The following is a 22372-nucleotide window of genomic DNA, read 5'->3' as shown; positions in this document are numbered from 1 at the left end:
GAGAGGTTCCCGATGCCCGACGACGCCCCCGCCCTGGATCTGCTGGCCCTGCTGCCGGAGCAGTGGCGCACCGTGCTCACCCCGCACCTCGACCCGGCACGCACCGCCGCGCTTGCTGAGTTCGTCGCCCGGGAATACGCCACGCAGACGGTCTTTCCGCCGCAGGAGGATCTGTTCTCGGCATACCGGCTCTGCCCGCCGCAGGGCACCCGGGTGCTCATCCTCGGGCAGGATCCCTACCATCGGGCGGGGCAGGCTCACGGGTTGAGCTTCAGCGTTCGCGATGGTGTGACGGTGCCGCCGTCGTTGCGCAACGTCTTCAAGGAGCTGGGCGAGGACGTGGGCGTCCCCAAGCCGCGCAGCGGCAACCTCGACGGGTGGGCCGCCCAGGGAGTGCTGTTGCTCAACGCGGTGCTGACCGTCCGGCAGGCCACTCCGGGCTCGCACGCCAACGCCGGCTGGGAAGAGTTCACCGACGCGACGATCCGGGCTCTGGACGCGGCACCGGACCGGGTGGTCTTCCTGCTCTGGGGCGGCTACGCCCGCAAGAAGGCCGCGCTGGTCACCAACCCGCAGCACGTGGTGCTGGAGGCGGGTCACCCCAGCCCGATGAACCCGCGCGGCTTCCTCGGCAGCCGCCCGTTCAGCGCCGCCAACAAGGCACTCGCCGACGCCGGCCTGCCCACCATCGATTGGGAGCGCACCGCCGGCTGAGCCGCTCGTCGAGGTCCCACCGCCGGCTGAGCCGCTCGTCGAGGTCCCACCGCCGGGCCGGGGCCTCAGCGGATGTGGCGCAGAGACCGACGGCAGTTGGCTCAGCTGTCGCTGGCCAACTGCCGTTTCCGGTAGCGGCGTAGCAGTCCGGCGGCGCGCGGCTCGATGAGTTCCAGCTCGACGAGCGGCACCACCTGGTAAGTCCTTTCGCCGTGGCGCACCTCGATCGTCTCGGGCAGTTCGTCGCACATCGTGGCCCTGATCTCCCCGTACCGGGTCGACCACCGGTGTTCGCCCGGCTCCTCGGGCTCCAACCACACCCCGCCGAACTCACCCCAGCGAGCGTTCCACCGCTGCCCGTAGTTCGTCTCCAGCCAGCGGGTGAACGGTTTGGAGTCCCGCCAACGCAGGGCGATCTCCAACGCGTCGACCGGCACCGGCGCGCCCTGCAGCAACGCCGCGGTGCAACCGGTGATCACCTGTGGGAAGTCGGTGAGCCGGTCCAGCAGCCGATCCAGCCCCAACCCGTCGATCCGCTCGGCGATCGGCCGGGCGGCCAAGCCGTCGATCTGGGCGTCGAGGTGCGCGTCCAACGGCTCGACTCCGACGACCAACTGCACGTCCATCGCGGCAAAGAGCCGTTCCAGCACCGGGACGGTAGGCGCTCGCTCACCACGTTCGAACCGGGCCACCGCCGCCTGGTCGACCTCGGCCAGTACGGCCAACTGACGCTGGCTCAGGTCGCGCAGCTGTCGGTGCTGCCGGGCGGCAGCACCGAGCAGGACGACAAGGCGAGTCGATGACATCCCGGCATGGTGGACCACGGGCGAGATGCCCGCGATCCCGCTGCGGCAGGTCGGGGACTTGCGGCTGCTCTGCTGTACCTGCCGCCGCTCTTCGCCTCCCTCGGCGGCTGCTGGTGCTGGTCGCGATCCGCGCCCCAAAGTCGGCCTGCGGATGACCTGGAGGGCCTCACTCCGATGAGCGTGATGTCTGTGAGTCATCACGATGACTCACAGACATCAGGCTTATCAGCGGATGTGGTCCCAGCACTCGTCCCTGGCTAGATGTCTGGGCCCGACGGCCGACGGCGCGGGGACAGTCTGCGGCCAGGCAGTCCTGCGGCGGGGTGGGCAGAGGTGGGATGAGGCGAGGCGAGGTGAGGCGAGGTGAGGCGAGGCGAGGTAGGGGCGGCGTGGGGGGCGAAGGTGGCGGGGCGGGGCGGGGCGTGACTGGGCGTGCTGGCGGGGCCGCTAGGCTGGCTTACCGTGCTCGTACTCGTGGTGGACAGCTCGACCCCCGCGGTCACCGCGGCGCTGGTGGAGATTTCGGCAGACGGCGTGGCGTCGCGGGCGCACCGGTGCACGGTCGACGCCCGCGCGCACGGTGAGCTGCTCGCGCCCCAGGTGGATGCGGTCCTCGCCGACGCTGACGCGCGCCCGCGTGACCTGGCGGCCATCGTCGCCGGGCTCGGCCCGGGTCCGTTCACCGGGCTACGGGTCGGCCTGGTCACCGCCGCGACGATGGGTCAGGTGCTCGGCATCCCCACGTACGGTGTCTGTTCGCTGGACGCCATCGGTCACCCGGCGGCCTCCGGTACGCCGGTCCTGGCCGCCAGCGACGCCCGGCGCAAGGAGCTCTACTGGGCCGTCTACGACGGCGCCGGCCAGCGGATCGTCGGGCCCGAGGTGTCCGCGCCGGCGGTCGCCGCCGCGCGCGCCCGCGAACTCGGCGCGACGATCGCGGTCGGTGACGGGGCGCACCAGTACGCAGAGGTCCTGGACCTGCCCGTTCGGGTCGAGCCGCGCTATCCGGAGGCGACAGTGCTGGCGTTGCTCGCCGCCGAGCGGATCCGGGCGGGGGCGCCCAGTGAGCGGCTCACTCCGCTCTACCTGCGTCGCCCCGACGCGGTGGCGGCGACCGGCCGCAAACCGGTCCTGCCATGACCGCGGTACGGCTCGAACCGCTCCGCTGGTGGCACATCGACGACGTGCTGCCGATCGAGGCGGACCTCTTCGGCGCCGAGAAGTGGTCGCCCGCCATGTTCTGGAGCGAGCTCGCCAACGGGCACCACTACCGGGTCGCCGTCGACGCGGACGGGTCGGTGCTCGGCTACGCCGGGCTCGCCGGCGTTCCGCCGGACGAGGTGTGGGTCCAGAACATCGCCGTCCGCCGGGACGCCCAGCGGCGCGGCGTGGGCCGTGCCCTGCTGGAGGAGTTGCTGGCCGAGGCGGTCCGGCGCAATGCCGGCAGCACCCTGCTGGAGGTCGCCGTGGACAACGCCGCAGCTCAGCGGCTCTACGCGACGTACGGTTTCGAGCCGATCGGGGTGCGGCGCGGCTACTACCAACCGAGCAACACCGACGCGCTGGTCATGCGGCGCGACGCCGAGCCGACCGGGAACGGACCACACGACAATGGCTGACGAACCACTGATCCTGGGTATCGAGACCTCCTGCGACGAGACCGGTGTCGGCATCGTGCGGGGGCACACCCTGCTGGCCGACGCGCTCGCCTCCAGCGTCGAGGAACACGCCCGGTTCGGGGGTGTGGTGCCGGAGGTGGCCAGCCGGGCCCACCTGGAGGCCATCGTGCCGACCATGGACCGGGCCTTGACCGAGGCCGGCGTCACGCTGGCCGACATCGACGCGATCGCTGTCACCTCGGGGCCGGGGCTGGCCGGTGCGTTGCTGGTCGGCGTCGCTGCCGCCAAGGGGTACGCGGTCGCCGCCGAGAAACCCGTCTACGGCGTCAACCACCTCGCCGCCCACGTCGCGGTGGACACCCTTGAGCACGGCCCACTGCCCGAACCCGCCATCGCGCTCCTGGTGTCCGGTGGCCACTCGTCCCTCCTGCTCGTGGACGACCTGGCCCGTGGTGTCACCCCGCTCGGCGCCACCATCGACGACGCGGCCGGGGAGGCGTTCGACAAGGTCGCCCGGCTGCTCGGGTTGCCGTTCCCGGGAGGTCCGCCCATCGACCGGGAGGCCCGGGCCGGCGATGCCGCCTCGATCGCCTTCCCGCGCGGTCTGACCGCCGCGAAGGATCTCGCCGCCCACCGGTACGACTTCTCGTTCTCCGGCCTGAAGACGGCGGTGGCCCGGTGGGTCGAGGCCCGTCAGCGTGCCGGTGAGCCGGTTCCGGTGGCCGACGTGGCCGCGTCCTTCCAGGAGGCGGTCTGTGACGTCCTGACCAGCAAGGCCCTCGCCGCCTGCCGGGCACAGGGCATCGAGACCCTGGTCATCGGTGGGGGCGTGGCGGCGAACTCGCGGCTGAGGGCGATGGCCGAGCAGCGAGCCGAGAAGTACGGCATCCGGGTCCGGGTGCCCCGGCCGAAGCTGTGCACCGACAATGGCGCGATGGTGGCCGCGCTCGGTTCGCACCTGGTCGCCGCCGGGGTCGCTCCGAGCCGACTGGACCTGCCAGCCGATTCGGCGCTGCCGTTGACCACGGTCAGCGTGTGACGGGGCGGCGGACATGATCGTGCGGATGTGGGAGGCGCGCGCCGAGGCGTACGGAGTCGCCGACCTGATCACCTGGGTGTGCGACACCGCCCTGCCGGAGTTGGAGCACGACCCGCTCCACGTCTCCAGCGAGGTCTTCTCCTCCACCGACCACCGGGTGGTGGTAATCTCCAAGTGGCGCAGCAGCCCTCGCCCGCTGCCGGACCCACCAGCCCTGTTGGTGGCCCGCGCCCCGCACTCCTGGGACTTCACCCAGGTAGACCGCTGACGCGAGCCACCGTCCAGGCCGCTGGTTGACCGGTCAGCTGCGGCGCAACATCCGGTAGGTGGCGATTCCGCCGGTGCCCAGCGCGGCGAGGAAGACCAGCCAGACGACGGTGCTGCTGACACCGACCTGCGGGCCGGAGTTGGCCGAGGCGGCGGCCAGGAGCCCGTCCTCGCCCGGGGCGGGCAGCGCGGCCGGCGGCAGCTCCGGCCAGCGGACCAGGCCGGTGCTCTCCAGCATCTGCATGTGGTGCTGGACGAACCCGTTGGCGTCCTCGCAGAGCTTGCGGACGGTGGCGTCCCGGGTGCTGGCCCGGACCGCGCCGATCACCGGGAAGATCTTGCCGTGGGCGACCCGGAGCCGGGTGACGAAGATCTGGTCGAACCGGGCGCCGGACGCCTTCTGCATCTCGGCCAGCCAGCCCTTCTGCTCGGCGGTCGGCTCGCTGGGGATCGTCGCGCCCAACTTGTTGGCCGCCTCGACCACGAGTTCGTCGAGCCTCTGGTGCTCGCCGGCGATGCCGGCGCCGATCTCCCGTACCTTCGCCGACTGGCCCTTCTCGGCGGCCATCTGACCGGCTGGCATCTCCCAGAGCCCGGCCAGGCGTACCCCGTTGAGCAGTGTCATGTCGGCGGCGTTGAGCTGCTGGCCGCCTGCGGGGGCGGCGACGGCCACACCGGGCAGGACACCGACCCCCGCGATGATCGCGATGAGCAGCATCGCTGCCCGGTGGGTCCGATTGCCCAGTCGGCGGTGGGCGGATCTGAGCGGTGCCATGTCTGTGGTGCCTCCTCGGTCCGGACCGGATCGCGTCTGGACCGGGCATCCGTCGCCTGTGCCGGTTGCCCGTCCGCCCACTGGTACGGACTGATCGCGCGATAAGTTCATCGCGAAGCGAACCGGATCAGCGGGTGACGGCCAGCGGCCCGACGTCCACACCGGACACGTGACGGATCAGCCCACGTCGAGGGGGTCGGCGAGGAGCCGTTCGAAGGCCAGCTCGGCGGCGCCGATCAGAGGCGCGTCCGTGCCCAGCTTCGGCGTACGCAGCCGGACGTGCTCCAGGCAGGCGCCGAGCGCGTTGGAGTTGAGCCGGCTGCGGATCTGGGCCGCCGCCGCGAGGTAGAGGTCACGCATGGTGCCGCCGAAGATGACCATCTCGGGGTTGAAGACGTTCACCAGGTTGGCCACGCCGAAGCCGAGCCAGTCGCCGGCCTGGCGGACCGCCGTCTGGGCCTGGGCGTCCCCGCGGTCGGCCGCGTCGAAGACCTCCAGCAGGGCGTCACGGCCCCGGGCGTCGGAGCGTCCGGCGGCGCGCAGCAGGCCGTGCTCGCCGATCTCGGTCTCCCAGCAGCCCCGGGACCCGCACTCACAGGGTTTGCCGTCGCGGACCACCTTCATGTGGCCGACCTCGCCGCCGTACCCACCGTGCCCGGTCAGCCGGCGCCCGCCGGCGATGATGCCGGCGCCCACGCCGACGTCGCCGTACAGGTAGAGAACGTTGTCACAGCCCGCCGCCACACCTCGTGCGTGTTCCGCGAACGCCGCGACGTCGGCCACGTTGCCCACGGTGACCGGCACGTCGATGCCCAACTCGTCGGCGAGGGCCGCGCCGATCGGCTCGTCCACCCAACCGGTGGTGGGGCCGAGTCGGACGAGGCCGTCGTCCCGGCGGACCATGCCGCAGACCGCGACGCCGGCACCGACGCAGATCGCGTCCGCCGGCACCAGCTGCTGCATCTCCTTGACCGCGCCGGCTAGCAGCGGTGCGGCCTCCGCGGCCAGCAGCCCGCGCGGCCGGTCCAGGTCCCGGCGGTCCAGGACCGCGCCACCCAGCCCGATCCGGGCCGCGCGCAGCCGGTCCACCTCCACCGAGTACGCGTACGCGTAGACCCGGGCCGACTCGGGCCGGACGACGAGCGACGGTCGTCCGGCCCGGCCGGTTTCCTTCGGTGCCCCTTCGCTGACCAGCCCCACTGCGGACAGGTCGGCGGTGAGCGCGCCGATGGTGCTGCGGTTGAGCCCCAGCGTGGTGGTCAGTTCGGCACGCGTGGTCGCCCCGTTGACGTGCACGTGCCGCAGCAGGGCCCCGAGGTTCTGCCGTCGGACGTCATCCTGGCTCGGTCCTGGGCGCATGCTGGCGCTACCTCCCGCGCGGTCAGCTGGTGCCGGTGGCTGCCGCGCGGCGGCGGGAGAGCGCGTCGACGCTGGCGGCGAGCAGCAGCACGACGCCCGTGACCACGTACTTGACTCCCGCGGTGTATCCCATCAGGCCCATTCCGTTCTCGATGACAGCGACCACCGCGCCGCCGAGTACGGCGTCGAGGACGCGGCCCTTGCCACCGAAGAGGCTGGTGCCGCCGATCACCGCTGCGCCGACCGCGTAGAGCAGTACGTTACTGCCCCCGGTGTTCGGGTCGACCGAGTTGGCCCGGCTGGCCGCCACGATGCCACCGATGGCGGCCATCGAGGAGCAGATCACGAAGACCGAGATCCGGATCCGGTCGACGCCGATGCCGGCCCGGCGGGCAGCTTCGCGGTTGCCGCCCACGGCGTAGATGTGCCGGCCGTAGCTGGTGCGTTGGAGCACGAAGGTCCAGATGATCAGCAGCACCGCGATGATCGGCACCACGATCGGCACACCCTTGAGGGAGCTGATCAGGACGTTGCGGCTGCGCTCCAGGTTGAGCACGTACACCGCGGTGCCGAGGATGACGGCGAGCCCGCCGATCCGCAGCGCCACCACCGCGAGCGGGTCGGTGATCAGGCCGCGGGCCACCCGCTTGCGGTGGCGCAGCAGTTGGACCGCCGCGTAGCCGATGACCGCGAGGGCGGTCAGCGCCCAGCCCAGCGTGGGGGCGAGGTTGCGGTTGGCGATGGCGATCAGCACGTCGTCGCGGACGGAGATGTTGGTGCCCTCTTTGACGAGCAGCAGCACGACGCCCTGGAAGGCGAGGAAACCGGCGAGGGTGACCACGAAGGACGGAATGCCGATCTTCGCGACGAGCATGCCGAGCGTGGTGCCGATGACCACGCCGGTGGCGACGGCGGCGAGCACGGCGACCCACCAGGGGTAGCCGAGCACGGTGACCACATTGGCCAGCACCGCCGCGCAGACACCACTGGCGAAGCCGGCGGAGAGGTCGATCTCGCCGAGCAGCAGTACGAAGACCAGGCCCATCGCGATCAGCGTGACCGCCGCGCCCTGGGTGAAAAGGTTGGCGAAGTTGCCGGCCGACAGGAACGACGACGGCCGCATGATCGCGAAGACGGTGCAGAGCACGATCAGGCCGAGGACGGCTGGTAGCGCGCCGACGTCGCCACCGCGTACCCGGCTCAGGTAGTTGCGGAAGTGGCCTCCGACGGTCGGCGTCGGTGTGACGGCGGCGGGGCCGTCCTTCCGCACGGCGGTGGTGGTCATCGGGCGCCTCCTGAGATCGAGTCGGCCGCCTGCGGGCCGTCGCCGTTGCTGCCCGGGTCGGTGGCGAGGCCGAGCCCGCCCGAGCGCCCGGCGGTGATCAGCTCGACCACCTGGGCGTGGGTGATGTCGGTGGTCTTCACCTGGGCGACCATCTGGCCGAGGTACAGCGCGGCGATCCGGTCGGAGACGGCGAAGACGTCGTTCATGTTGTGCGAGATGAGCACCACGGCCAGGCCGTTGTCGGCGAGGCGTCGCACCAGTTCGAGCACCTGGGCGGTCTGTGCCACGCCGAGCGCGGCGGTCGGCTCGTCCAGGATGACGAGCTTGCTGTTCCAGAGCACCGCCTTGGCGATGGCCACGGTCTGGCGCTGACCACCGGAGAGGCTGGACACGTGCTGCCGTAGTGAGGTGACGGTGCGGATGGAGAGCCCCGCCAGGGTTTCGGCGGCGAGCTGTTCCATGGTCGGCTCGTCGAGGACGATGCCGCTGCGCTTCTCCCGGCCGAGGAACATGTTCTGCACGATGTCCAGGTTGTCGCAGAGCGCGAGGTCCTGGTAGACGACCTCGATGCCGAGCGTGGCGGCGTCGCGGGGGCTGCCGATGTGCACCGGTTCACCGTTGAACAGGAATTCTCCGGCGTCGGTGGGATGGATGCCGCTGATGCACTTCACCAGGGTCGACTTGCCGGCGCCGTTGTCGCCGACCAGGGCGGTCACTTCGCCCGGGTGGACGGTCAGGGCGACGTCGCGGAGCACCTGGACGGGACCGAAGCTCTTGCCGATCCCGCGGAGTTCCAGCAGGGGGGTGGCGGACACGGGGGTCTCCTTCTTAAGGGAGGGTCGGGGCCCGTCCGGCGGGCGCCGCCCGGCACGGGAGAGTGCTCCCGTGCCGGGCGGCGATGGTTGTTCCGGCGGGTACTGCGGCGTCGGTCAGCTGATGCCGGCTTCGGCACAGGCCTTGGCGTACGCCGCGGTGCAGACCTCTTCCTTGGTCACGTAGCCGTCGGCGATGACGTCCTTGACGGTGTCCTTGTAGATGGCTTTCGGGGTGAGCAGCACCGAGGGAACGTCCCGGTCACCGTCCTTGACCGTCTGGCCGGTGTCCTTCTTCTCACCCTTGGCGAGGGCGATGGCCAGCTCGGAGGCGGCGTTGGCCTCTTCCCGGACCGCCTTGTAGACGGTCATGCACTGGTCGCCGGCGAGGATGTTCTGCAGGCCCTCGGTGCTGGCGTCCTGCCCGGTCACCGGCACCTTGCCGTTGAGCTTGTTCTTCTTCAGGATCGAGATGGCCGCGTTGCCGAGACCGTCGTTGGCGGCCAGCACGCCGTCGATCTTGCCGTTGGCCTTGGTGAGCTGCTGCTCGAAGATCGTCGCGGCCTGCGCGTTGTCCCACGCCGGCACCGCGTCCTCAGGGCCCTTGACGTATTCCTTGGAGTCGAACTTCGGCTTGAGCACCGAGTCGTAGCCGGCCTTGAAGAGGGTGGCGTTGTTGTCGGTGGGGGAGCCGTTCAGGTACGCCACGACGGGGTTCTTGGCGCCCTTCTCGGTCAGGCACTTCGACAGACCCTCGCCCTGGAGCTTGCCGACGGTCTCGTTGTCGAAGCTGACGTAGTACTGGGCGGAGCCGCCGAGGGTGAGCCGGTCGTAGTCGATGGTGGCGACGCCCTGCGACTTGGCCTTGTCGAGCACGGCCTTGCCGGTGCCGGAGTCCAGGTTGACGATCATCAGGGCGGTCACGCCGCCGGTGATCATCTGGTCGGCGATGGTCTGGAAGGCGGTCTTGTCGTTCTGGGCGTTCTGGATGTCGTACTGGACGCCGGCGGCCTTGAACGCCTCCTCCAGGAACCGGCGGTCCGCGGTCTCCCAGCGGGCCGAGGACTTGCTGTCCGGGAGGATCACGCCGATCTTGGGGGTCTTGGCGGAGGCGGCCTTGTCGCCGGAGTCGTCGCCACAGGCGGTCAAGCCGCCGGTCGTGAGCAGGCCCACGGCGGCGATGGTGAGGATCCCCTTACGCATGTGCAGGGTCCTTTCGGAGGTGGGGGAGGTGTTGTTTTGTTGTGTCCGGCAACGTATTTCGCGTCACACCGGCTCCACAAGACCGCGCAGGTGCATAGTTTGTTGGGGGCGATAACAATTCAGCAACGCGACTGTTACTCCGCGGGTATCCCACGGGGAAGTCGACGTAACGACTGTCGTCAGTGGGTCCGCAACGGCGCGGTGCGGGCGTCGGTCAGCGCCACCAGATCCGCCGCGGCCAGTTCGAGTTGCAGACCACGCCGACCAGCCGAGACGTAGATCGTCGGGAGATCCAGTGCGGATTCGTCCAGCACGGTGGGCAACCGCCGACGCTGCCCGAGCGGGCTGATCCCCCCGCGCACGTAACCGGTGGCCCGCTCGGCGACCGCCCGGTCGGCCAACGCCGCCCGCTTGCCGCCGACCGCAGCCGCGAGAGCCTTGAGATCCAACTCGCCGGTGACCGGAACGACCGCCACGGTGAGCGCGCCGTCGACGTCGGCCACCAGAGACTTGAACACGCGCTCCGGTGCCACGCCGAGCGCCACCGCCACCAACGCGCCGTAGTTCGGGGCGTCCGGTGCCACCCGGTACGGATGGGTGCGATGCGCGATGCCGCGCTTGACCAACAGTGCCGTTGCCGGCGTGCCCTGTCCCGCCACAGCGACGACGCTAGTCGACCGGCCGGCCGATCAGCACCGTCGGTGCGCCGTCGACCCGGGTGAGCACCAGACTCGCCGACTCGGTCCCGGCCAGCCGCAGGTCCCGCCGGAGCTGCTCCGGGGTCAGCGCCGAACCGCGCTTCAGGATCTCCACGCGGCCCACCCGACGGTCGCGCAGCAGCGCCCGCAGGCGCTTGAGCGAGAACGGCAGCACGTCGGTGATCTCCAGACAGCGCGCGTACGGGGTGCGGACCGGCTGGTCGGCGTAGAGGTAGGCGATGCTCGGGTCGCCCAGGTTGGCGTCCAGTTCGGCGGCCAGTTCGGCAACGAGGTGCGCGCGCACCACCGCCGGGTCCGGGTCGTACAGGTAGCGACGCGGCGGCCCGACCGGCGCCTCGGCGGCACCCGAGCCGGTGAGCTGATGGTGGCCCTGCTGGCGGTACAGGGTGGCCCGACGGGGCACCTCCGCCAGCTCTCCGCACCAGAGCGCGGCCTCGACCAGGTCGCCGTCCACGCCGACCCACTCGGCCTCCGCGCCGGCCGGGATGAGCGCGTGGTCCAGGCCCGGCGCGACCTTGACCACGGTGCGCGGCACCCGCTCGGCCAGCCCGGTGACGAAGTCCCACGGCGGCGAGTAGGCGCGCGGGTCGAAGATCCGCCGCCCGGAGCCGGTGGCGCGGCGGGCCGGGTCGCAGAAGACCCCGTCGACCCCTGACACGTCGAACCCGGTCGCGTCGCCGCACTCGACGGTGAACAGCTCGGCCAGCCCGGCTGCCTCGGCGTTGGCGGCGGCCATCGCCGCGGTCACCGGGTCGGCCTCCACCCCGTACACCCGGATGCCGGCGCGGGCGGCGGCCAGCGCGTCGGCCCCGAGCCCGCACCCGAGATCGGCCAGGGTGCGCACACCGGCCGCGTGCAACCGGGCGGCCCGACGGTCGGCGACCACCCGGCGGGTGGCCTGCTCCAGGCCGGGGCGGGTGAGGAACATCCCAGCGGCGGCCGAGCCGAACTTGCCCACCGCCCGGTGGCGCAACTCGGCCTGGGTCAGCGCCGCAGCGGCCAACGTCGGCGGCACCCCGGTCGCGCGCAGCGCCGACGCCGCGACCAGTGGATCACCGCCGGCCAGGTCGGCCGCCGCGGTGAGCGCGGCCGACCCCTCGGGGGTACGCAGCGCCGCCAGCTGATCGAGATCCACCCGGACATTGTCCCGTCCGACTCGGAAAACTTGGCTGGCGGGGCGCGACGCGCTGGCACTCTCCTTGACGGAGTGCTAGCCACGGAATAACCTGCGATTAGCACTCTCACCCTGAGGGTGCCAGCTTCCGGGTCTCACGACCCGGGTGCGCACGCCAGGCGGACCGGCACCCGCGACGACGGCACCGCCCGGTGGCATGAGGCAGATTGACGCTGGTCAGCCCCGCTGGCCAGCAACGAAACCAGTACCCCAGGAGGGTATGCCCGTGACTACCGCGACCAAGGTTGCGATCAAGCCGCTCGAGGACCGCATCGTGGTCCAGGCGAACGAGGCTGAGACCACCACGGCGTCGGGCATCGTGATCCCCGACACCGCCAAGGAGAAGCCGCAGGAGGGCACCGTCCTCGCTGTGGGCCCGGGGCGCGTCGACGACAACGGCAACCGGGTTCCGGTTGACGTGCAGGTCGGCGACACCGTCCTTTACTCGAAGTACGGCGGCACCGAGGTCAAGTACGCCGGCGAGGAGTACCTGGTGCTCTCCGCCCGCGACGTCCTCGCGGTCATCGAGAAGTAAGCAACCGATCAGTGCCATTGCCCCGGTCCGGCTCGCCGGGCCGGGGCAATGGCGCTTCGAAGGGACATTCATGGCGAAGATCCTGAGCTTCTCGGACGACGCCCGGCACCTGCTGGAGCACGGTGTCAACGCCCTCGCGGACGCGGTCAAGGTCACCCTCGGCCCGCGCGGGCGCAACGTCGTCCTGGACAAGAAATTCGGTGCGCCGACGATCACCAACGATGGTGTGACCATCGCCAAGGAGATCGAGCTCACCAACCCGTACGAGAACCTTGGCGCGCAGCTGGTCAAGGAGGTGGCGACCAAGACCAACGACGTCGCCGGCGATGGCACCACCACCGCGACCGTGCTGGCCCAGGCGATGGTTCGCGAGGGTCTGCGCAACGTGACCGCCGGGACCAACCCGGCCGGCCTCAAGCGGGGCATCGACGCGGCGGCCACGAAGGTCTCCGAGGCGCTGCTCGGCAAGGCCGCCGAGGTCACCAGCAAGGAGTCGATCGCGAACGTGGCGACGATCTCCGCGCAGGACTCCACGATCGGCGACCTGATCGCCGAGGCGATGGAGCGCGTCGGCCGCGACGGTGTCATCACCGTCGAGGAAGGCTCGATGCTCACCACCGAACTGGACGTGACCGAGGGTCTCCAGTTCGACAAGGGCTTCATCTCGCCGAACTTCGTCACCGACCTGGAGGGTCAGGAGTCCGTCCTCGAGGACGCGTACATCCTGGTCACCACCCAGAAGATCTCGGCGATCGAGGAGCTGCTGCCGCTGCTGGAGAAGGTCCTGCAGAACAGCAAGCCCCTGCTGATCATCGCCGAGGACGTGGACGGCCAGGCGCTCTCCACCCTGGTGGTCAACTCGCTGCGCAAGACCCTCAAGGTCTGCGCGGTCAAGGCCCCGGGCTTCGGTGACCGGCGCAAGGCGATGCTCCAGGACATCGCCATCTCCACGGGCGCCGAGCTGGTCGCCCCGGAGCTGGGCTACAAGCTCGACCAGGTCGGCCTGGAGGTGCTCGGCACCGCCCGGCGCGTCGTGGTCGACAAGGAGAACACCACGATCGTCGACGGCGGTGGCCAGAAGGCCGACGTCACCGACCGGGTCGCCCAGATCCGTAAGGAGATCGAGGCCTCCGACTCCGACTGGGACCGGGAGAAGCTGGCCGAGCGGCTGGCGAAGCTCTCCGGCGGCATCGCCGTCATCAAGGCCGGCGCGGCGACCGAGGTCGAGATGAAGGAGCGCAAGCACCGCATCGAGGACGCCATCGCGGCGACCAAGGCCGCGGTCGAGGAGGGCACCGTGCCCGGCGGCGGCGCCGCCCTGGTGCAGATCCTCTCGGTGCTCGACGACGACCTGGGCTTCACCGGTGACGAGAAGGTCGGCGTCTCGGTCGTGCGCAAGGCGCTCGTCGAGCCGCTGCGCTGGATCGCCCAGAACGCCGGTCACGACGGCTACGTCGTGACGCAGAAGGTCGCCGACCTCACCTGGGGCAACGGCCTCGACGCCGCCAAGGGCGAGTACGTCGACCTGGTCAAGGCCGGCATCATCGACCCGGTGAAGGTGACCCGCAACGCGGTCACCAACGCCGCCTCGATCGCCGGTCTGCTGCTCACCACGGAGAGCCTCGTGGTGGACAAGCCGGAGCAGGCCGAGCCGGCCGCCGCCGGCGGGCACGGCCACGGCCACCAGCACGGCCCGGGCTTCTGATCCGGTAGCGACACCCGTTCCGGGGCGCACCGCCGTACGGCGGCGCGCCCCGGCTCGTTTCTGCGGTCGGCCAGGTCATTACCGAACGCTGACGTTGTTGGCGACCGGGCAAGAGGATCGCGCACACTGGGCCGATGAGCACCACGTCACGGCGGTACGCCGCGCTGGCCGGAATCACCGCCGCCGCCGTCGCGATCGGGATCGCCGAACCGGTCGCGGTGTTGACCGGTCCCCGGTCGGCACCCCTGGTCGCGGTCGGCGGGGTCATCGTCGACGCCGTCCCCGAGTCGCTGAAGCAACTCGCCATCGACCTCTTCGGCACCGCCGACAAGATCGCCCTGCTGGTCGGCACGGCCGTGTTGCTGGGGGGCTTCGCCGCCCTCTTTGGCGTACTGGCCGTCCGTCGACTGGCACTCGGCCTGGCCGGCATCGCCGCGTTCGGCGCCATCGGCGTGGCAGCCGCGTTGACCCGCTCCGGTGCTGACCTCGCCGACGCGCTGCCGTCCCTGGTCGGCGCTGGTCTCGGCGCCCTGGTGCTCTGGCTGTTCATCGACGGACCATTCGAGCTGAACCCCTGGTCCTGGTCACCACCCACACCGCCCGCCGGCCCTGGGTCGCCGGCTGGGCCAGGGTCGCAGGCGGGTCCCGAGTCGCCGGCTGGCCCTGGGTCGCCGGCTGGCCGGGTGTCGGCCCCGGGTCCCGGGTCGCCGGCTGGGCCGGGGTCGGCCGGCGGTCCCGGGTCGCCGGCTGGGTCGGGGTCGGGGTCGCCCGGAGAGTCGGTGCCGGTGTCCCCGGCAGGGTCGGTGCCGGTTACTCCCGCCGGGCCGACGACGGCGGCCGAGTCGACCGGGCCTGACGAGGTGGACCCGGAGTCGCGGCGACGGTTCCTCACCGGCAGCGGAGTGCTGCTCGGCACGGCCGTGGTGGCCGGCCTCGGTGGGCGGTGGCTGGCAGGGCGGCGCGGCGTGTCCGCAGCCCGCGACGCGATCCGCCTGCCCGCGCCGGTCGCTCCCGCACCGGCCGTACCGGCGGGCGCGGACCTCAAGCTCGCCCAGCTCGCGCCGTACGTCACCCCGAACTTCGGGTTCTACCGGATCGACACTGCGCTGGTGGTGCCCCAGGTCGACCCGGACACCTGGCGGCTGCGGATCCACGGACGCGTCGGCCGGGAACGCACCTACAGCTACGCGGATCTGCTGGCCCGACCGCTGGTCGAGCGGTACGTCACCCTGGCCTGCGTCTCCAACGAGGTGGGCGGGGACCTGATCGGCAACGCCCGGTGGCTCGGCGTACCCCTGCGGGAACTTCTGGACGAGGCCGAGCCGGACGACGACGCCGACCAGGTCGTCGGCCGGTCGGTCGACGGCTGGACCTGCGGCACCCCCACCGCCGCAATGCGCGACGGACGGGACGCGCTGCTGGCCGTCGGGATGAACGGCGAACCGCTGCCGGTCGAGCACGGCTTCCCAGCCCGAGTGGTGGTGCCGGGCCTCTACGGCTACGTGTCGGCCTGCAAATGGGTGACCGAACTGGAGCTGACCCGGTTCGCCGACTTCGACGCGTACTGGGTGCCGCGCGGCTGGTCCCCCCAGGGACCGATCAAGACCCAGTCCCGGATCGACACTCCCAGGAAACGTAACCGGCTTACCGCCGGCCCGGTGACCGTCGCCGGGGTGGCCTGGGCGCAGCACCGGGGCATCCGCCGCGTAGAGGTACGCGTCGACGACGGCCCGTGGCAGGAAGCCGCGCTGGCCCCCGCGGTGTCGGTGGACACCTGGGTGCAATGGTCCTGGCGCTGGGACGCCACACCGGGCGAGCACCGTCTCCAGGTCCGCGCGACCGACGCGACCGGTGAAACCCAGACCGAACGTACGCAGGACGTCGTCCCGGATGGCGCCACCGGCTGGCACACGGTCACCGTCACCGTCCGCTGACCCACGGCACGCGCCCGCGCCGGTCCGCGCTCGAAGCGGGGGCTGTGTCGGCGCGTGCTGTATGGGTCGGTGGCCTGTGTCCGCGGTCTGGTGTGTGGGTCGGTGGGCTGTGTTGGCGGCGTGCCTTGCGCGTCGTCGGCGTGTGTCCGTGGGGGTCTGGGGTGCGGGTCGGTGGGCTGTGTTGGCAGCGTGCCTTGCGCGTCGGTGGCGTGTGACCGCGGGGTCTGGTGTGTGGGTCGGTGGGCTGCGTTGGCGGCGTGCCTTGCGCGCCGGTGGCCTGTGTCCGCGACCTGGCCTGCCGGCTCCCGACACTGCCATGGATCGGCGGGCCCGTTGACTGGCCGGCAATATCCAAGATCTGCAGGCCAAGTCGATTGGTCGACGCCCGTCGCCTCCGTTGGGGCCGGTTCGGGACTCCCCGCCCTCCGGCCCGGCCCACGGCCGGCTGCCTCAGCCGCCTGCGGCGGCTTCCCCGGCGGGTGGGGCCTGCCGCCGGGTTTCATCGCTGCACGCCGGGTCGCCTCACCGCCGCGGCATCCGCTCTCGTGCGGCGTCGGCTCTCGTGCGGCGTCGGCTCTCGTGCGGCGTCGGCTCTCGTGCGGCGTCCGCTCTCGTGCGGCGTCCGCTCTCGCGCGGCGCCTGCGGCCCGCAAGCAGCGAGATCTTGGACAGTTTCCGTTCTCGCTTGACGGTAAGTGTCCAAGATCTGCTGACGCCTGCCGAGTGGACCATGCCAACTGGTTCCGGCGGTGCGATTCTGCGGCGAGTGGGGTGGGTCTGCCGGGACGGAGATGTGGACGCGGCGTGGGGCGGTGCGAGCGATTCACTCGCGGATCCGGGACCGTGCTGCTAGCCGGCGCTGCTGGGTGCGGGGGCCGGCTGTCGGTCGGTGTGGTGGTGCGGTCTGTGCGGATCGAGGCATGGGTATACCGCTGGCCGGCACCCCGGGGTGGCGGGTGCCGGCCAGCGGTTCGATGTGGCGCTGTGCGGTGGTGCTGTGGTCATGCCGTGCGGTTTTGCTGTGCTGCGGTGTTGCCGCGTGCTTGGGGTGGTGCTGTGCGGTGGTGTCGCGTGCTTGCGGTGGTGCTGGGGTCAGCTGTTCCAGTGCTGGGCGACGAGGTCGGTGGCCTGCTGCTCCCACTGGGCGTAGGCGTCCGGGTAGGCCGACACCTGCACCGTCTGCGCGGCGTCGGTCAGGGGCATGTCCTGCCACCCGTCGACCTGCTTGAGGCCCTTGAGGAAGGCGGTGGTGGAGTACTCGGGGTCGGTGATCTGCTCCGGCGTACCCCAACCACTGGACGGGCGCTGCTGGAACAGGCCCAGCGAGTCGTGGTCGTTGGCGTCGCCGAGGTGGCCGAGGTTTTCCAGCTTGGACTCCTGCAGGCTTGTCGCGATCGAGATGACCGCGGCCCGCTCGGGCAGGCCGGCCTTCTTCGTGGCGGCGATGATCGTCTTCACGTTGGCGGTCTGCTCATCGTTGAGGCCGATCCGGGACTGGTCGCCCTGCGGCTTCGACGCGGCCGACTGCACAGCCACGGGCTTGGCGTCCACGACCGGGGTGGCGGCGTGGGCGGCGATCGGACCGGCGAACACACCACCGGCGAACGCGAGACCAGCAACAGACAACATGCTCTTACGAATCATCGTGTTCATGGGGGTAGCTCCTTCGGGGGTAGGAACACCCACACCAAGGGGGGACGGTGGTGAGGGTGTGAGCACCTCGTCCGGTGCTGCACTAACAAGGGGAAAGTCTGAGGGGTGACGCCCTGTCGGGCGTCGGAGTCGGCGACCTGGCGAGCGGGAGGCTCGTGGCGCCGGGACCCTGTATAACGGCCGGGGGCCGGGGGCCATTCCGGGGTCGGCCCATCCATCGGCACCCTCGCCGAGGCGGTGCCTGCGGTCGACGGGGGTTGTAACGACCGGCGGGCCGGGGTCATTCCGGGGTTGGCCCATCCATCGGGCACCCCCGTCGAGGCGGTGCCTGCGGCCGTGGGGACTTCAACGATCGGGGGCGGGTTGGCAATCCAACCTGCGGACCTGCGTCCCGACCCCGTGGGGTCGGGCGGCGGGCGGTGGTGCTGCGATCGTCAGTGTGTGTAACGAGCCCGGCCCGGCCATGATTCCGGCCCACGGGTGCGCCCCGTCACAGGACAGAGTTCGCAGACCTCGCAAAAGCCGGCCCGTTCCACACATCGAGCCGGCCGGCAGGGGTCCATGTCCCGCATCAGGCCGGAACGCCCTGGACCGGGCAAACCTCCCAGGCTGGCCGACACGGCCAGCCCCTCAGGCCGTGCCCCTTGACCCTGCCGCAGTCGCGACGAGAGGGGTCAAGGGGGGCACGGCAGGATCCTGACCACACCGAACCGCCGAACCGCCGAACCGCCGAACCGCCAAACCGCCGAACGGCCTGAAACGCGCGAACCGCGCCTCCGAGGCGGAGGCGCGGTTCGCAGATGTCGGGACGTGTGTGTCGGGTCAGGCGACGTTGCGTTGGGCCGGGACGGTCGACTTGTGCGGACGACCCAGGCGGGCCTCCAGTCGTGCGACGTCGACCCGGGCGTGCCGGCGGTCTGCCAGGTCCTCCCAGCCGACGGCGAGCAGTCGCAGGCGCTCCGACTCGCTGAAGCCGCCCCACACGCCGTAAGGCTCTCGTACCGACAGGGCGTGAGCGGCGCATTCGGCGCGAACCGGGCAGGCGCGGCAGACCGACTTGGCAGTGGACTCGCGACGCAGCCGGGAGGAACCACGCTCACCGTCGGGGTGGAAGAACTGGGCGCTGTCGCGCCCTCGGCAGGCACCGAGTCGCTGCCAGTCCCAGAGATCGACGATGGGTCCGGGCAGTCTACGTACGTTCGACATCAGCACCCCTCCTCCCGCGCGGCTCCGCGAGAATCCTTATGGCCGGCATCCGGGCGGCGGGCCGCGCAGGCGCACCGTTCCCGGCCTGGATCTCCCGGTACCCGGGCCGTTGCCAACTCACACGTCTGTGATCGAAAACGTCCGGGAAATTGCGGCTTTTGCCCCATCTGTCGGAAAAGTTCGAAGGATTGCCGGGAACCCCCTCCCCAGCCGACCGCGTCATGGTCTGCTCGTTGGCGGAGAGGAGACCACAGTGCGTACCGTTCTTGTGTGCGTTCGGACACCACTCGCGGCCCAGCACCTTGCTTCTGCTGCCGCGCGGCTGGGGTTGTCCGCGATCGTTCGTACCGCCGTCTCTGATCCCGAGGTGATGCTGCGGCTGGCCGAGCGACCGGCCGACGTGGTTCTGGCCGACACGGCCCTCACTCGGCCGGACAGCGCCGGCTTCGTTCGACGGGTGTTGGCGCGTGCGCCGCAGGCGGCGGTGCTGCTGCTCGGCACCGAGGAGTCCGAGGCCGCGGCGGCCACCATCAGCGCCGGCGCGCGAGGGCTCATCCAGAATGTCGACCATGATCTGACCAGCGCGGTGGCGAAGGCGCTCCTGCTGCTGACCGCGCCCGGCCGAGCCTCCCGGCAGCGGATCACCGATCCGGCCCGCGACGCGGCGGCGGTGGGTGGTTCCGGCCGCTCCGGGCCGTCGCCGCGCGGTTCCGGTGAGCCCGGCTGGACGGCTACGGCAGCCGACGGGCCGGCCGGGGTGGCGTCGGTGCCGGTGCAGCGGGGCGACGACGAGGCGGAGGCGGGGACGGGCGAGTCGCCGGCGCAGACCGACCCGAGCCGTCCCGCCCCGAACGCCCGACCCAGTCGGGCGTCGATCGGTCTCACCGAGCGTGAGCTTCAGGTGCTGCTCGGCATGGCCGAGGGCAAGAGCAACGCGGAGATCGGCCGGGAGCTGTTCGTCTCGGAGGACACCGTCAAGACGCACGCCCGGCGGCTGTTCCGCAAGCTTGGCGCCCGGGACCGGGCCCACGCGGTGGCGGCGGGCTTCCGCGCCGGTCTGGTGGCCTGACACCCGGACAACGCGCCGCACGTCGAGCCGCGCGGAAGCGAGCGCGCCGCACGACACCCTGCGCAGCCGGGGCGCACCGCAAGGCCGGGGCGCACCGCAAGGCCGGGGCGCACCGCAAGGCCAGGGCGCACCGCAAGGCCGGGGCGCACCGCAAGGCCGGGGCGCACCGCAAGGCCGGGGCGCACCGCAAGGCCAGGGCCGCACTGTGTGGCGCCGCCGGGCGCGCCGCGCAGCCGGGGGCGCGCCGCAAGGCCAGAGCGCGCCACGCCACCGAGGCACACCGCGCGGGAGCAGAGAACCCCACAGCAGGGGTACGCCGCGCGGCAGCGTTACTTGGTGGCGGTCGGGGTGCCCGGCTCGTCCTCGGTGCCCTCGGACAGGGTGTCGTGCACCCCATCCGCGTAACCCCGGGCGTAGTCCCAGGTCACGTAGTGGTCCGGGTCGGGGTCGTAGGCGGGTTCGTGCACCCGCGGCCTGCCCGAGTTGAGCAGGTGCCGCAGGTTGCCGCGGAGCAGGTCCCAGTCGAAGTAGTGCGGCTCGCGACAGTCCTCACATTCGATCACCAGCCCGCGAACCCCGATCGGGGCCAGCAGCGCCTGGTAGATCTCCAGGTCAGCGAGGTCTTCCAGCACATCCTGCCGCTCGACGTCGGTCAGCGGATCCGGCGTCGCGTCATCGCCCGGGTCATCCAGACCCGCGGTCGGATCGGCCGGGTCGCCATTGAACGGGTCGATGGGCTCGTCGTGCACCCCCTCACCGTAGACCCAACGCGGCGCGAACGTCCGCCCCCCGGCCTCCGCGCCGGCCGGCCTGCCACGGACGGGTCGCCCAGCTCACTGGGTACGATGAGGCGACGTGCCGGCATCGTGGTGCGCTCCGGTGCCCGCCCGCGCCACCTCGCTGAAGCCCATCCGAGCAGCTCAGGGGAGCAATCGTGGAAAATTCGCCCAGCACCGATCTTCCGGCCGGCGGCGAGCACGCCGACCTGGGCGGCCACCTGCCCGAGCTGCCGGCCGGCTCCGCCCGGGTGGTTCCGCTCGGCCTCACCTTCGACGACGTGCTGCTTCAGCCGGGCGAGTCGGACGTGGTGCCCAGCCGGGTGAATACCCGAACGAAGCTCACTCGCAACATCGAGTTGTCCATTCCGCTGCTGTCCAGCGCGATGGACACGGTGACCGAGGCCCGGATGGCGATCGCCATGGCCCGCCAGGGCGGCATCGGCGTGTTGCACCGCAACCTCTCCCTGGAGGACCAGGCGCTCCAGGTCGACCTGGTGAAGCGCTCGGAGTCCGGCATGATCACCAACCCGGTGACCGCCAGCCCGGACGACACGCTGCGCGAGGTCGACGAGCTGTGCGGGCGTTACCGCATCTCCGGTGTTCCGGTGGTGGACGGCGACGGCCAGCTCGTCGGCATCGTCACCAACCGGGACATGCGTTTCGTCTCCGAGCCGAACACTCCGGTTCGCGAGATCATGACCCACACCCCGCTGGTCACCGCGCGGGTCGGGGTGAGCAAGGACGAGGCTCTGGCGCTGCTGCGTCAGCACAAGGTCGAGAAGCTGCCGATCGTCGACGACTCGGGCCGGCTGCGTGGCCTGATCACTGTGAAGGACTTCACCAAGAGCGAGCAGTACCCGGACGCCAGCAAGGACGACGCCGGCCGACTGCGGGTCGCCGCCGCCATCGGTGTGGGCGAGGACGCGTACAAGCGGGCCCGTGCCCTTGTCGACGCGGGCGTCGACGTGCTGATCGTGGACACCGCGCACGGTCACCAGCGGGCCGTGCTGGACATGGTCCGCCGGCTCAAGGCCGACGTGACGGTCGACATCATGGGCGGCAACGTGGCCACGTACGCGGGCGCGAAGGCGCTTGTCGACGCCGGCGCCGACGGCGTCAAGGTGGGCGTGGGGCCGGGCGCGATCTGCACCACCCGGATCGTCGCCGGGGTCGGCGTGCCGCAGGTGACCGCGATCATGGAGGCGGCCCGGGCCGCCCGCCCGGCCGGCGTGCCGGTGATCGGCGACGGCGGCATCCAGTATTCCGGCGACATCGCCAAGGCCCTGGTGGCCGGCGCCGACACGGTGATGCTCGGCAGCCTGCTGGCCGGTTGCGAGGAGAGCCCCGGCGAGCTGATCTTCGTCAACGGCAAGCAGTTCAAGACGTACCGCGGGATGGGGTCGCTCGGCGCGATGCAGTCCCGGGGTCAGGCCAAGTCGTACAGCAAGGACCGTTACTTCCAGCAGGACGTGCTCAGCGACGACAAGCTGGTTCCGGAGGGCGTCGAGGGTCAGGTTCCCTACCGGGGGCCACTGTCCCGGGTCGCCCACCAGCTGGTCGGCGGGCTGCGGCTGGCCATGGGGTACGCCGGTGCGGAGAACATCCCCGATCTGCACCGCCGGGGCCAGCTCATCCGGATCACCGCGGCGGGTCTGAAGGAGAGCCACCCGCACGACATCCAGATGACCGTCGAGGCGCCCAACTACCACACCCGCTGATC

20 protein-coding genes and 1 pseudogene are annotated in these 22372 nt (G+C 71.3%); 10 read left to right on the top strand and 11 right to left on the bottom strand.

Annotation, left to right across the window (positions count from 1 at the left end; translation table 11 throughout):
* Nucleotides 1-12 precede the first annotated feature (12 nt).
* Complete coding sequence (gene ung, locus AB0877_RS25940; protein ID WP_366612107.1) at nt 13-714, top strand: uracil-DNA glycosylase; 702 nt, start codon at nt 13-15, stop codon at nt 712-714.
* A gap of 101 nt (nt 715-815) precedes the next feature.
* Here the strand turns inward: ung and AB0877_RS25935 are convergent, their stop codons facing one another.
* Complete coding sequence (locus AB0877_RS25935) at nt 816-1520, bottom strand: helix-turn-helix transcriptional regulator (protein ID WP_366612106.1); 705 nt, start codon at nt 1518-1520, stop codon at nt 816-818.
* Nucleotides 1521-1982: 462 nt separating this feature from the next.
* On the opposite strand from AB0877_RS25935, the gene tsaB reads away from it, so the two are divergent.
* Genes tsaB through AB0877_RS25915 form a run of 4 tightly spaced genes read left to right on the top strand, consistent with a single transcriptional unit; the run spans nt 1983 to nt 4446 of the window.
* Entirely contained in the window at nt 1983-2660 is a 678-nt protein-coding gene (gene tsaB, locus AB0877_RS25930) for a tRNA (adenosine(37)-N6)-threonylcarbamoyltransferase complex dimerization subunit type 1 TsaB (RefSeq protein WP_366612105.1), read from the top strand.
* Nucleotides 2657-3139: a ribosomal protein S18-alanine N-acetyltransferase gene (gene rimI / locus AB0877_RS25925; RefSeq protein WP_366612103.1), complete on the top strand. Its 483-nt coding sequence runs from the start codon at nt 2657-2659 to the stop codon at nt 3137-3139. The genes tsaB and rimI overlap by 4 nt, the downstream gene beginning before the upstream one ends.
* Entirely contained in the window at nt 3132-4178 is a 1047-nt protein-coding gene (gene tsaD, locus AB0877_RS25920) for a tRNA (adenosine(37)-N6)-threonylcarbamoyltransferase complex transferase subunit TsaD (RefSeq protein WP_366612102.1), read from the top strand. Before rimI ends, tsaD begins: the two co-directional genes overlap by 8 nt.
* A gap of 13 nt (nt 4179-4191) precedes the next feature.
* A complete protein-coding gene (locus AB0877_RS25915) occupies nt 4192-4446 on the top strand; it encodes a hypothetical protein (protein ID WP_039906914.1) in 255 nt (84 codons plus the stop codon).
* A 33-nt stretch (nt 4447-4479) separates the two neighbouring features.
* Here AB0877_RS25915 and AB0877_RS25910 read toward each other — a convergent pair whose 3' ends face one another.
* The 7 genes from AB0877_RS25910 to AB0877_RS25880 all read right to left on the bottom strand — a co-directional run bounded on the left by AB0877_RS25910 (nt 4480) and on the right by AB0877_RS25880 (nt 11733).
* A complete protein-coding gene (locus tag AB0877_RS25910) occupies nt 4480-5220 on the bottom strand; it encodes a DUF4142 domain-containing protein (protein ID WP_366612100.1) in 741 nt (246 codons plus the stop codon).
* Between the two features lie 177 nt (nt 5221-5397).
* Entirely contained in the window at nt 5398-6579 is a 1182-nt protein-coding gene (locus AB0877_RS25905; RefSeq protein ID WP_366612098.1) for an ROK family protein, read from the bottom strand.
* A gap of 22 nt (nt 6580-6601) precedes the next feature.
* Complete coding sequence (locus tag AB0877_RS25900; protein WP_366612096.1) at nt 6602-7864, bottom strand: ABC transporter permease; 1263 nt, start codon at nt 7862-7864, stop codon at nt 6602-6604.
* On the bottom strand, nt 7861-8679 hold the full coding sequence (locus AB0877_RS25895) for an ATP-binding cassette domain-containing protein (RefSeq protein WP_366612094.1): 819 nt from the start codon (nt 8677-8679) through the stop codon (nt 7861-7863). Before AB0877_RS25895 ends, AB0877_RS25900 begins: the two co-directional genes overlap by 4 nt.
* 114 nt (nt 8680-8793) lie before the next feature.
* A complete protein-coding gene (locus AB0877_RS25890; RefSeq protein ID WP_366612093.1) occupies nt 8794-9879 on the bottom strand; it encodes a substrate-binding domain-containing protein in 1086 nt (361 codons plus the stop codon).
* Nucleotides 9880-10058: 179 nt separating this feature from the next.
* Complete coding sequence (ybaK, locus tag AB0877_RS25885) at nt 10059-10538, bottom strand: Cys-tRNA(Pro) deacylase (protein ID WP_366612091.1); 480 nt, start codon at nt 10536-10538, stop codon at nt 10059-10061.
* Nucleotides 10539-10548: 10 nt separating this feature from the next.
* Nucleotides 10549-11733, bottom strand: coding sequence for a methyltransferase domain-containing protein (locus tag AB0877_RS25880; protein WP_366612089.1), 1185 nt, complete (start codon nt 11731-11733; stop codon nt 10549-10551).
* Nucleotides 11734-11992: 259 nt separating this feature from the next.
* Between AB0877_RS25880 and groES the strand changes: the two genes are divergently transcribed.
* The 3 genes and pseudogenes from groES to AB0877_RS25865 form a co-directional block, all read left to right on the top strand.
* Nucleotides 11993-12307: a co-chaperone GroES gene (gene groES / locus AB0877_RS25875; RefSeq protein ID WP_030330046.1), complete on the top strand. Its 315-nt coding sequence runs from the start codon at nt 11993-11995 to the stop codon at nt 12305-12307.
* 70 nt (nt 12308-12377) lie between these two features.
* Entirely contained in the window at nt 12378-14012 is a 1635-nt protein-coding gene (gene groL / locus AB0877_RS25870; RefSeq protein ID WP_366612088.1) for a chaperonin GroEL, read from the top strand.
* An 866-nt stretch (nt 14013-14878) separates the two neighbouring features.
* Nucleotides 14879-15946, top strand: a pseudogene (locus AB0877_RS25865) (molybdopterin-dependent oxidoreductase); the annotation flags it as partial.
* A 1091-nt stretch (nt 15947-17037) separates the two neighbouring features.
* Here AB0877_RS25865 and AB0877_RS25860 read toward each other — a convergent pair.
* Together AB0877_RS25860 and AB0877_RS25855 are read right to left on the bottom strand one after the other, a co-directional pair.
* Nucleotides 17038-17598 (bottom strand): hypothetical protein, encoded by a 561-nt coding sequence (locus tag AB0877_RS25860; RefSeq protein WP_366612086.1) that lies wholly within the window; start codon nt 17596-17598, stop codon nt 17038-17040.
* An 822-nt stretch (nt 17599-18420) separates the two neighbouring features.
* Nucleotides 18421-18804: a WhiB family transcriptional regulator gene (locus tag AB0877_RS25855; protein ID WP_355010075.1), complete on the bottom strand. Its 384-nt coding sequence runs from the start codon at nt 18802-18804 to the stop codon at nt 18421-18423.
* A gap of 253 nt (nt 18805-19057) precedes the next feature.
* Between AB0877_RS25855 and AB0877_RS25850 the strand changes: the two genes are divergently transcribed.
* Entirely contained in the window at nt 19058-19873 is an 816-nt protein-coding gene (locus AB0877_RS25850) for a response regulator transcription factor (protein ID WP_366612085.1), read from the top strand.
* Nucleotides 19874-20202: 329 nt separating this feature from the next.
* On the opposite strand, the gene AB0877_RS25845 is transcribed toward AB0877_RS25850, so the two are convergent.
* Nucleotides 20203-20622 (bottom strand): DUF5319 domain-containing protein, encoded by a 420-nt coding sequence (locus AB0877_RS25845; RefSeq protein WP_357358508.1) that lies wholly within the window; start codon nt 20620-20622, stop codon nt 20203-20205.
* A gap of 185 nt (nt 20623-20807) precedes the next feature.
* Between AB0877_RS25845 and guaB the strand changes: the two genes are divergently transcribed.
* Entirely contained in the window at nt 20808-22370 is a 1563-nt protein-coding gene (gene guaB, locus AB0877_RS25840; protein ID WP_357234815.1) for an IMP dehydrogenase, read from the top strand.
* Nucleotides 22371-22372: the final 2 nt, after the last annotated feature.

It is taken from the genome of Micromonospora sp. NPDC047644, assembly GCF_040704315.1.
GTDB lineage: Bacteria > Actinomycetota > Actinomycetes > Mycobacteriales > Micromonosporaceae > Micromonospora.
Note: the sequence above shows the minus strand (reverse complement) of the source record. Positions and strands in the feature narration are given on the sequence as shown.

Bases quoted from the DNA above. Each gene is read 5' to 3' on its own strand.
- AB0877_RS25860 (WP_366612086.1), bottom strand. From the start codon at position 17,598: ATGAACACGATGATTCGTAAGAGCATGTTGTCTGTTGCTGGTCTCGCG.
- AB0877_RS25890 (WP_366612093.1), bottom strand. From the start codon at position 9,879: ATGCGTAAGGGGATCCTCACCATCGCCGCCGTGGGCCTGCTCACGACC.
- groES (WP_030330046.1), top strand. From the start codon at position 11,993: ATGCCCGTGACTACCGCGACCAAGGTTGCGATCAAGCCGCTCGAGGAC.
- ung (WP_366612107.1), top strand. From the start codon at position 13: ATGCCCGACGACGCCCCCGCCCTGGATCTGCTGGCCCTGCTGCCGGAG.
- AB0877_RS25905 (WP_366612098.1), bottom strand. From the start codon at position 6,579: ATGCGCCCAGGACCGAGCCAGGATGACGTCCGACGGCAGAACCTCGGG.
- AB0877_RS25855 (WP_355010075.1), bottom strand. From the start codon at position 18,804: ATGTCGAACGTACGTAGACTGCCCGGACCCATCGTCGATCTCTGGGAC.
- rimI (WP_366612103.1), top strand. From the start codon at position 2,657: ATGACCGCGGTACGGCTCGAACCGCTCCGCTGGTGGCACATCGACGAC.
- AB0877_RS25915 (WP_039906914.1), top strand. From the start codon at position 4,192: ATGATCGTGCGGATGTGGGAGGCGCGCGCCGAGGCGTACGGAGTCGCC.
- AB0877_RS25910 (WP_366612100.1), bottom strand. From the start codon at position 5,220: ATGGCACCGCTCAGATCCGCCCACCGCCGACTGGGCAATCGGACCCAC.
- AB0877_RS25935 (WP_366612106.1), bottom strand. From the start codon at position 1,520: ATGTCATCGACTCGCCTTGTCGTCCTGCTCGGTGCTGCCGCCCGGCAG.
- groL (WP_366612088.1), top strand. From the start codon at position 12,378: ATGGCGAAGATCCTGAGCTTCTCGGACGACGCCCGGCACCTGCTGGAG.
- AB0877_RS25900 (WP_366612096.1), bottom strand. From the start codon at position 7,864: ATGACCACCACCGCCGTGCGGAAGGACGGCCCCGCCGCCGTCACACCG.
- tsaD (WP_366612102.1), top strand. From the start codon at position 3,132: ATGGCTGACGAACCACTGATCCTGGGTATCGAGACCTCCTGCGACGAG.